The organism is Gluconacetobacter entanii, from assembly GCF_013155425.1.
In the GTDB taxonomy this organism is placed as follows: domain Bacteria; phylum Pseudomonadota; class Alphaproteobacteria; order Acetobacterales; family Acetobacteraceae; genus Novacetimonas; species Novacetimonas entanii.
Genome location: NZ_JABJWD010000128.1, coordinates 1 through 10,785, shown reverse-complemented (window position 1 = coordinate 10,785; position 10,785 = coordinate 1). Strand labels below are relative to the sequence as shown.

The window sequence follows — 10,785 nt, the reverse complement described above, 5'->3', positions numbered from 1 at the left end:
CCCATGTCTCGTCCGTAAAGGTGCCTGTTCTGTCTCCTTCTTCCATCCCTACAATATGGGAAGAAATTCAAGATCTAACAGGCCCTAGTATCATCCATCTAACTTTACAATGACCGGCATCCCATCTTTAGCCGCTATGTCAACGTCTACTTGTTTTTCGCACAGCGTTCGAGCCTGCTCACGGGCTATTCTATCAAATGAGTGATAGACACTTTTTTCTTTTGTGCGCCAGGCTCCAAAGCCCTGATCCAGAAGTATCGTAAGGCGTTGTCCGTCTGTCAGGGTTATTTCCAGACTACGGGCATGCGGAATCTGGCTTTTGTCTGCGATACTGACGCTTGCTTTGGGAAACATGGCCTGCAGCACAGCATATCGATCCGCATCATTATCATAGCTTTGTGTGATAAATCGTCCAGGCCGCGTATTATAAGGCACGGATGCTGTTACGATTTCAACCTGTACATTTTTGCTTGCGTCCGCTTTTGATGGCATTTTGTGCAGGACTTCCCACAACAGGCGGAATGACAACGGTGTCAGCAGATAGCGGTCAGAGTAACGCACCCGGCTTATGCCATGCCGCACCAGTTGCGCAATGGCCAGCGCATCAGTCTGGCCCAGCGTCTCCCAAAATTTCTGGCCAAATTGCGACGAGGTCCAGACGACGTTTTTGCCCATGGCTATCATGTGCGCGTTGCCGCTGCTGAGTTCTATGAGTTGCGCTGTTTCCATGCGCTGTACGGCTATTTCATCCGTATATGGACCAACAACCAGAGGCGCCGCCTCGCTCATACCCCAGCCGGGGCCGGGCAGGGCGTTGCGCGCATCGGATGTGGCAATGGCCAGTTCCTCGCCATCAATATCCATGCTGGCCAGTAGGGGCATGCCATGTATTGCCGGCAGCGTGCGGGCAATGGCAATGGTTTTCTGGTCACACAGGCGATACAGATCGAGTTTCTGCGCCATTTCAAGATTTGTATCGACCAGATCATCCTGCCGTATGACCAGTTCTGTACGCACCCCCGTGGCCTGCGCGCGCTGGAGGAGATCGCGCATGGGCCATGCGGCGAGTTCCCACTCCGTCGGGTTGCCATGCACATAAAGGGTAAGGGAGCGTAACTGGCCTGAGATGTTTTTCCTTTCCAGCCACTCAACGGCGTTGCCGCTTACAAACTGGGTGTTCTTGCCAAACACGGCTAGTTGTGGCGGCAGTTCAAGGCAGGACAGAATGTGGCGCGCGTGCTCGAGTGCCGCAGGCCGATCTGGCTGAATATCGCCAAAAATCATGTCAGGCCGCAGGATGCAGGCCGGACAACCATGCGCGCAGTCTTCCGGGCAATCCAGCCGCGTAATGGCGATGGAGAGACAATCGCGGAAATAGGCCGGTTCCGCCAGCCGTGTGGCCAGGCCACTTCCGCCCGCGGCCCTGTCATACAGGAAAACGGATGTCGCATAGCCGCCCACGGGGTTCTGGCTGGAACTTACGGCGATACCGATTTCACGCGGTTCCGCCCCCAGTTTTTCCGCAAGGGCTTCGCGCAGGCTCGCGCCCAGTGCCAGGCCCGGACCGAACAGGCCGGCTTCAGGCAACTGGAATTCAAAGACATCGGTACAGGTTTCGTGGGCTAGGCGTAGGTTGCGTTGAATGCGGTTTGGCTGCGTGGTGCCACCGGGGCACAGGCCGCGCTGGAGCTGTTCGCTGCGCAGCGGCGCAAGGGGACGATGGTTGAGCAGGGCCGACGGTATGGCAAGGCGTGCCCCGCCATTATGGGGGAGTTCCTCGGTTTCGGCGTCCGCCCGGCCGCAGCACAGGCAGAGCGCATAGCCTTTGCCGTGCTGGCCCGAACTCTGGGTAAAGAGGTTGCCCGTGCTATCGCCGCGCAGACGTCCCCCTTCGGGGTTGGGGAGGGCCTGCCACGGGGCATCAGCGGAAAGCCGGGACATTTCATAGGGAATATAGCCCAGGCTTTCATAACCGGTATGGGGCGCCTTGCGTCCCAGAAAACCCGCAGGCCGCAGCGTCGTATAGGACTGGAAGCGGGCGGAAGGCGTGTCGCATTGCGGGCATTTTTCAGGAATGTCCTGAAAGACGCGTGCAGTGCCAAACTGATGGCAGTTCCGGCATTCCCAGAAAACCCGCATGTCTTCAAGGCCACTGGCATCGGCCGTAGCCGACCAGGCCGGTTGCAGCCCCTCGCTTTTATGGACCATGCCATCAATGACGATTTCCGCACCCGGCGCATATTCCCGAATGGCGACATCAAGCGTGCGTTGCGCGGCATTGCCGTCATCTGCATTGCGTTTTTGCGAACGCTGCGAAAGAAAGCTGAAACCGACAACATCAACGGGAAAGCCATAGGCAGGCGTAAAGCCGCGCCGCGCCAGTTCGGAAAACAGATATTCCTTATGCATGCGCTCGGCCCGCCGTTCAATCGCCAAGCGGACATCTTGCTCAGTGGCGTCTTGCGCGCGTTTTACAAGCTGTTGATATTCATTGCGCCAGTGCCGGAAAATGGCATCGATTTTTTCCGCAGTCTGCAGGCACAGGGTTGTCGCATTCTCGTCCGCCAGGATCGTGCCCCGTGTGAGCTGACGCAGGGCGTCTTCCTGCGCGCGCATGAAGGCAGGATCGCGCAAGGCCAGGATGAAATCCTGCGCCTGATTGGAAACAGGGGCTTTTTCCGCGTCCTTGATAGGACGCTCACCAAAAAAGGTGCCGATCTTTTCATTGATGTTGACGCCGGAATTCTGGCGCAGAAAACGCCCCAGCAAGGCGGCATGCACATGACGGATCACAATGGTGCGGCTGTGGAGCCTGACGGCCGGGGCCGCCACCACCGCGTTGAGGAATTTCTGCGGATCGCGAAAGACGACATGGTCAAGCGGCAGGTCGCGACAGAAGGTCACCCCAAACGCCCATGGCTCTCCCCGACGCCCCGCGCGGCCAATACGCTGGCGGTAATTGGCAATGGCGGGAGGCACGTTGGAATTCCCCACCAATGTCACGTTGGGAATATCAACGCCCATTTCCATCGTGGTCGAGCAGTTCAGGAAATTGATCTCGCCATTCCTGAACAGATCTTCGTAACGCTGCAATATCGCGCGGTCGATCTGGGCAGAATGTTCCTGTGAGCGGAAGAAGGGCGGATAGGTGGCCGCCTTGTCATGCAGGTTGGTCCACAATCCCCGCCTGCGCAGGGCTTCGACATCGGGGGACTGGGCGCACCATTGCGTAATCTGGGCGCGTTGCTGCTGGTCCAGGCCGCCGGGATTGCTGCACGGCAGGCGTGGAAAATCGATTACTTCAACCGGTCGCGTATCGTCGGGGTCATAGGGCGAGGCCTCACCCGTGGTATAGCCAAAGATGCGGCGCGTCACCGGACACAGCCAGCCCTGATCCACCCGTGCAAGGGCGGCTTTTTCGTAATCGAGCTGATAACCACCCCGCCCGGAATCCCGTGCGGCAGTCGTGATGATCAGCGACCATAGGGCATCAAGCACGTCCCTGGCTCGTTCCTGGTCGGCCGGGTGGCTTGGGTCGCCTTTAATGACGCGGTAGAGCAGTTTCTGGAACCGTGAAGCCCTGCCCTGATGGGGGCGGGGGCTGACCCAGAATTTCTCATGACTTTCCGCCGCATCGGCGGGCGCGTTGTCGCGGTTGTAAATCTTGCGCGTACCAGACCGGCGGGGCAGGATCCAGCGTATCATCTGTTCATTGGGCAGATAAACGGCCAGTTGTTCTCGAAATACAAAATCCACCGCGGTCTGTGCCAGACCGGCCCAGACCGTGGTATCCTCAATGCCTGCCTGCTTTACGGCATGCGGCACGCCGAGGCGCACCCTTGCTTCCATTGCGGGAAAGACGAGCCGGGCCAGCCCCATGGTCTCGACATTGTTTTGCACGCGCGGACGACGAAACAGTTCGCGGTAGAGAAACATCTGCGCCAGAAGTGCCGGGTCTTCGGCCAAGTCCCGGCCACCCCAGTCGCGCTCCGCCCAGACCTGTGTTGCAAACTGCCTGAGTTCATCCTGCTGGGCGAGGGTACTGACAAGCGTTTTCCATGGAATGGCTTTTGCCTGTTGACTCAGTTCTTGCTCTGTTTTGGCAATTTGGTCTGCAAAGCCGACAGGGTCCATCGCCTTCATTTTCTGCAGGAACTGCTCCTGTTTTTTCCGTTCGGCAGGATCCATCCCATCATCGCGTTGCACGCTATGATAGATGCACGCGCGTGTCAGGCTCCGTTCGGCATCCTGCTGCAGCTTGGCGGCAAGGCGGGCCACGCCCTGCCTGCTGTCGGAGAAGGTAATGGCCCTGCGGCCCTCCATGGGCAGGCTGCTGGTTTCGCGCAGGGGGGGCACCAGCCGCTCCGCCATGTCGGGCAAAATGGCGCCCATGAAGAAGGAAGGCCCGAAATGCTGGGAGCGCAGCATGGCCCGTTCCGCCCCGGCGCAGCAGCCGCGCTCCCTTTCCTCTGATATCAGGTTGAGGGCTACTGTGCGGGTGTCCTGCGGTGGGGTATTATCATAGATCGTGCCGGTCTCGAGGCAGACAAGGCGATCCGATGCCGTGCCGGTGGCCGGACGCAGCCAGACCGACAGGTTGAGCGGCTCCGTGGCCTCCGTGTCGGGGTCAGGTTCCATATCCACCAGAAATTCGTCGCGTGCTCCCGTCTGGCATGACAGGAGGCGGGTGTGCATGCCAACCTCCTTGCGCGCGACCAGAAAGGGCGTGCCGCAATCCGAACAGGCCTGCAGTTCAAAAACCGGGGACCCGCACTGACAGCGTTCGCGCTGTTCCAGCCAGACCGCGCCAAAACCCCATCCCGCCTCCGGTGCCGTCAGTTCAGCATCGCGGTGGCTGCAGGCGGGGTTGATGCATACCCACAGCCCACCGAGCGCGCGGTGAAAGATATGGGCGCGCCAGGGCAGCAACGGCTCGCCCGTGCGCGGGTCTTTTGTCTGGGCGGCGATGTCGAGGATGGACTGGGCTTTTTCCTGCTGCGTACGTTCGCCATACAGGAGTTCGCTGACGGCGGGCAGGTTGATCCCGCCGGAGCGCATTTTATGGCGCAGGTTGCGAATACGGGGATGGGGCGCCAGTTCCGCCCACAGCGTCGCACCATCGCACGCCTCCAGTCCTGCCGGATCCAGCGGCCTGTCCTGTCCCATGTCAGGCAGGGCAGGCTGTGATTCCGCGCCGTGAATGACACCGACATACTCTTTATCCGTTCCGGCAAGCGAGGCAATGAAATCCTCCAGCCTGCTGTGTGTTTCCGCCTTGCCGCCATCACTGATCGTAGCCGATGTCGCCATGACCCGGACCTGTTCGGGGGCAACACCAAAGGCATTGCGGACGCGGCGCAGGAGCAGTGCCATTTCCGCCGCCTGCGCGCCAATATAGCTATGGGCCTCGTCGAGCACGATCCAGCGCAGAAGGCCCTGCGACCTGGCGAGAACCGGCTGGTCGGCATGCCTTAACAGCAGGTATTCCAGCATGGTGACATTGGTGATGAGAATGGAAGGCGGGCGGGCGCGCAGGGTCTTGCGGTCGCCGATTTCCGCTGCGGACAGGATGCGCTTTTGCTGCCTGGCGGTCTCAGGCGTATCCCGGTTGTACAGCGCGAACGTGATACGGTCACTGAGCTGTTCCGTCCACGCGCTGAGGCGTTCGCGCTGGGATTCAATCAGCGCATTGAGGGGATAGACCACAATGGCGCGGACACCATCAAGTTTACCCTGTGCCGGATCATTCAGAAGATCATCCAGCATGGGCAACATGAAACATTCGGTCTTGCCCGATCCCGTGCCCGACGTGACCAGGCACGACAGCCCTTCCTTTGCGGCCTTCCAGGCGGCAAGCTGGTGGGTGTAGGGATGCCGACTGCGCGGCATGCGTTCCTTGGTTGCCGTATCCAGCGCCGTGACAAGGCGGGGATCAAAAAATGAGCCTGACAGGTCATCCAGCGTTTCAGGGACGGATTGCCATATGGGGGCGGATTCAAAGATCGGGCTGCTCAGTAACGCGCCCTCCTGCCCTGGCCCGACCGACAGGCGCCGCAGCATGGCGGCATTGAGCGCCGTGCTGGCAATGCGGCTCTGCGCAACGGCGGCGGAACCCGAGCGGGCATTGAGGTGCGCAAGGGTCTGGAACAGCATGGAGCGGGTCATGAATTAGCCTTATCAAGCACGATTGCCAGCGCGACGGGCAGCGCTTCGTCAAAATAACCGGGGTCGATCAGGCGCAGATTGGCAAGTGTGAGCAATCGTTTGCGCGCAATATGTGGCGGTTGTGGTTGTGCCGCCATTTCGGCCGCGACCATCGGGGCGTTGATAATTTTCTGGATGTGGGTGTTGAAACCCGAAAAACCCGCCGGGCGCATGTCGGGCTCGATGCGCGGTATGCCATCGGGCACCCATTCAAGGCGACGGGCGACCTGCTGGGCCAGCGTGACGAGTGTGTCCTCCCGCGGGGCAACCATGATTTTGTGCAGCAGGGAAGGGGGCAGGCCAGCAATCAGGCCAGCCTGCACCAGTGCGGCTGCAAAATGGCTGGCCAGTTCGGGATGCAGGATCAGAATCTCGTCAATTCGCCGGGCCACGGCGTCCAGTGCAGTCCTGGCGGTTTCTGCCTCGCTGTCACAGACCCTGCCATAATGCCGGACGAGGCTGGCATAGTGCGTGCCCACGGCCTCGATAAAGGCCTGCACCGGCAGGACTGGCCAGAAGATAGGGGCGGCCGTATCAAGCGAGAGCGCATGGAGCAGTTGCCCGGTGGGCACCTCCAGCACCAGCCGGATCAGGGCCTGGGGCACGGCGGCGAGGGCCTGTACCTGATCGAGCATCCCCGCATCCCCGCCTTCCATCGCGGCCTGTATGACCGACCACTGCTCTCTCCACACGGCGCGGTTTTCCAAGCTGTCCGATGCGCTAAGCTTTTCCCACCACGTACTATACGTCTCTATGCGCTGGTCGCGCGTCGTCGGAGGAACAGGCGCGGGCTTTGGGGACCAGATCGCCGCCCGCTGCACCTGCCCATCCAGTGTGGCCTGCACCAGCCACAGGCCGTTTGCCTCCGGGGGCAGCAGGGCGGCAAGGTCAATGGCACCCTGCGCGGTCAGTTGATGGCGCTCCGCCTGACCGGGCCGGTTGATATTGGTTGCGTGCAGATCGACCGCGCCTTTTGTGGCAAGCTGTGCAAAGGCATTGCCGTCCGTTACTTGCTCATTGCGCGGTATGCCCAGATAGAGCGTGCCGTCGGCCTGAATGCGGGACTGGCGGTAGTAGCGCCGGATTTCCAGTCTGCGGCTTTCCATTCCATCGGTGACAAGGCTCAGGCGCACATCGGAGTCAGGGCCGCCATATGCGAGCATGGACCGGATAAGGGGAATGTAGACGGCCAGCGGCGTTTCTCCCTCCATCCGCAGGTCGATACACTGGTGCGCCGTGCGTAGCTGTATCTTGCACCGGCCTGCTGGCGGTGCAATGGCCATCCAGCCGCGCAGGGCTTCGACCGCGATGGGCGTATCATGATCAAGCCGCGTATTGTCGGGTGCCAGGATAATACCGCTGCGGGTGGGCCAGGGTGCCATGAGTTCAAGCATCTGGCCTGTGGCTGGCGCGCTGAGGTGCAGGGTAAGCATGCCCGGTGGCCGCCCAGTGGCGCAAAGCGCGAGGTCCAGCGTGCGTCCTGGCTGTGTCTGGCCATGCGCCTCGCATCCACCTGCGGTAAGCCTGAGCGATAACCCGCCTGCAAGGCCATTGGCATGGAACTTGACCGTCCCGTCATCTTCATGAAGCGAGAGCGTAACACCGGCTGGCAGGGCCACATAGCGCAGCCGGGCCAGTTCCATGCCGTTTTCAACCCATTGGGCGATATGCGCCATGAGGGTGCGGGCCGGGCGATGGTTGATGTCATGGGCTGAAAGGCTGCGGAAGGCCTGGGTGCCGTTCTGCCCGTACAGGGTGGGCGTGCCCCAGAATATCTGTTCCCTGCTGCCTGCAATGCGCCACCGGGGGAGGAGACGGCCCTGAGCGAGCAGGCGTGTCTCGGGCAGGTCTTCCGGCGCGCCGGTGGTGATGCGCCAGCGGTAGCGGCCCAAGGTGACATCGCCCTTGCCCGACAGGGGCCACAACCGGCCATGCGGCGCCGGTTCGGCTGCGCCGAGTGTCACGCCCTGTCCCGCTACCGGCTGGCTTTTCGCATCAGTCAGCAGCCACACGGTAGGAGCGCGGGTTGTCGCCCTGTCATCAAGGGGGATCAGGGCTGTGGTCTGCCGGTCCATCAGCGTGGCAGGCGCGCGGTGCCACAGGCTGGGGTTTTCATCGGGCAGGGGCAGGGCGGATACGACTTCCACTTCCCCCACCAGCCGTCCATCGGCAAAACCAGACAGGGTGAAGGGCATGTCCAGATCAAACGCAAGGGTGAGGGGCGCGCGGTTCAGGCAGCGTAGCTCCCAGCCTTCGGGTATGGGGGTTGCGTTATAGACAATGGCCTCTGCCGTGGCGCTGCCGCCCGCAAGGAAACGCATGCGCAGGTCTGCTGCGGTGGCAGGCAGGAATTCTGCCGCCATGATGCCCTCGTCACTCAGGCGGACAAACGGGTGCCATTGGCGGGTGTTCGCGTCATGAATGAGCATACGCCGCGCAACGGGGGCGATGGGCGATTGCGCGTTTCTGAGCGTACGCAGGGCAGGGCGGATCAGGCTGTCGGCAATGGCGGGGGATAATCTGAGCGGGAGATCATTGGCCCAGTTGGCGTCATGTTGGTCCAGCCAGGCATCGATCTGTTCTGCTGGAATATTTTCAGGTACCCGGGCGCGGAGGGCGATGATCGCGGTGCCCAGATCCTTTAACAGGCGGTAAATATCTTCCGATGCCTGAAATGTCTTGGGCAGGTAGGCGGCATAGCGCGCGGCAATCGTCATGCCCACACCATCGGAAATGGTGGGGCCATGACTTTCCATTTCCGCCAGTAGTCCCTTGACGACGCGCCCGTAAAGACCATCCTCCACCAGGAGAGACTGCGGCAGGCCACCTTCCGCCATCAGGGAATAAAGGTACAGACGTGTCTGGCCTTCGGATCTGCGTACCTCACGGCCCCACCACCTCAGGCCTTTTTCCACCATTTCCCGGCCGAGGTCCTGTGTCTCGGACAGGCCAAGGCCTTCGAACACGAACTCCCATTTCAACGTGCCGCCCTTGAAATGACTGCGTATGTGATCTGATGCCCATAAAACAAAAAGGGCTGCGGTACGGGACTGGGTGGGGTAGCGTATGAGGTGCTGGCGCAGGATTCTGGTCAGTTCGACCTGACGGGCCGGGGTCAGGGGCAATGCATATAAGGGACGACCATCTGGCTGGCTGATACTCAGATCTTCAAGAATATGACTGAGAAGCGACATCTGGTCTCCGCTGAAATGGTTATCAGGGATTGTAAAATTGATATTCCTCTGATTTCAATTGCTAAAATCTGGACCCACGCATGATTGTGATCATGCATTGTTTACCTGTCGATCAGGTTGTGAAAAATCGTTTTAATCGGGTAGGGTGTACAGTAACCGTTATTTTCTATAGCCGGGTTATGCATTGATCATCATGATGCTTCGCATAACTGTCGCAATCGGGACAAATAGCCTCGCCTGTCTGACATGTCTCTCGTTGCGATCTCTAGCATATAAGGGTCCGAAGCGCGCCGCCTACGGCAAGTGATACAATGCGCAGAACGGCATCCGCCTTCTGCTCGGCAGTCATGTTTGCAGCAGGCGCGGCCAGAACCTGTGCACTTTTGATAAGAGACGACCAGAGAGTTCTCAACAGCCGCATGATGCTCTTTCAGGTGCCCTGGAATATGTTGGTAACCACTGTCGTCAGTTCAGAAATAATCCCGGAGAGAAAACCTTCTCCCATAGAGCGGAAGATTTCCGCTGCACGCATCTGCACACGTTTCCAGGCCCGCGACAGTGCTTCGACCATACGCTTCGCAACAGGTTCCATATCCAGTTTCTGCCGCCAGATGGGCGCATTCTGCCAGTGGCTCAGGATTACCGGGAGTTTGCGGTTCACCTCGGTTGACAACTTCAAGCAGTATAATACCGAGCGCTTTCTTGACCGGCAACTTCGTGCCACTCTTTTGTGCTGATTTTGTAATATCGAGATGGAATTTTTGACTTGTATAATATGTATAATCCATCTGGCGGTCGATAGTATCTTGCGCTTCCTCGCCTTCACGCCGTACCCGTTCAGGATCAACGCTGAATAGCGTCTTATTTTGTCAGGGTTTGACACTCCTTGTCGGTCAGCCTTTCGTGTGCTTCCATGTCGCTGCCGGTATATTCATCGACAATGGCTTTCCCTAACATGCCGGGTTGTATCAACATGCCTATCGGCCCGGCCATCCGCAAAGATCAGCATATCAAAACTTTAGGGTGTAATCAGGTATTGCTTTAAAATTATTTGTTATTGTTTAATAATCGTATTGTGATTTTTTCAATGTATAGAGATATAATATTCATAAATATGAATAACCACATGAAATAAAAATTTCGTATTCTGGGTCGCAATTCATATAAATCATAATGCACGACGAATACATATATGCAGGCAGCCATTTGGTGAGTAATATACATATTCCTATAAAAAATAAAAATCATTGATCTGGAGTAAGCTATCAGCAAGATACGACAAAAACGGTCATAATTGTACTAGGGCCTGTTAGATCTTGAATTTCTTCCCATATTGTAGGGATGGAAGAAGGAGACAGAACAGGCACCTTTACGGACGAGACATGGG

At 58.8% G+C, this 10,785-nt stretch carries 3 protein-coding genes; all 3 read right to left on the bottom strand.

Annotation, left to right across the window (positions count from 1 at the left end; genetic code table 11):
• Positions 1–90: 90 nt before the first annotated feature.
• Complete coding sequence (locus tag HNH97_RS16620) at positions 91–6,165, bottom strand: DEAD/DEAH box helicase (RefSeq protein ID WP_171791630.1); 6,075 nt, start codon at positions 6,163–6,165, stop codon at positions 91–93.
• A complete protein-coding gene (locus HNH97_RS16615; RefSeq protein ID WP_171791629.1) occupies positions 6,162–9,398 on the bottom strand; it encodes an STY4851/ECs_5259 family protein in 3,237 nt (1,078 codons plus the stop codon). The genes HNH97_RS16620 and HNH97_RS16615 overlap by 4 nt, the downstream gene beginning before the upstream one ends.
• A gap of 430 nt (positions 9,399–9,828) precedes the next feature.
• Positions 9,829–10,059, bottom strand: a complete 231-nt coding sequence (locus HNH97_RS16610; RefSeq protein WP_171791628.1) for a hypothetical protein — start codon at positions 10,057–10,059, stop codon at positions 9,829–9,831.
• Positions 10,060–10,785 lie beyond the last annotated feature (726 nt).

Excerpts from the sequence above, each read along its gene's own strand:
- HNH97_RS16620 (WP_171791630.1), bottom strand. The coding sequence starts at position 6,165 with ATGACCCGCTCCATGCTGTTCCAGACCCTTGCGCACCTCAATGCCCGC.
- HNH97_RS16615 (WP_171791629.1), bottom strand. The coding sequence starts at position 9,398 with ATGTCGCTTCTCAGTCATATTCTTGAAGATCTGAGTATCAGCCAGCCA.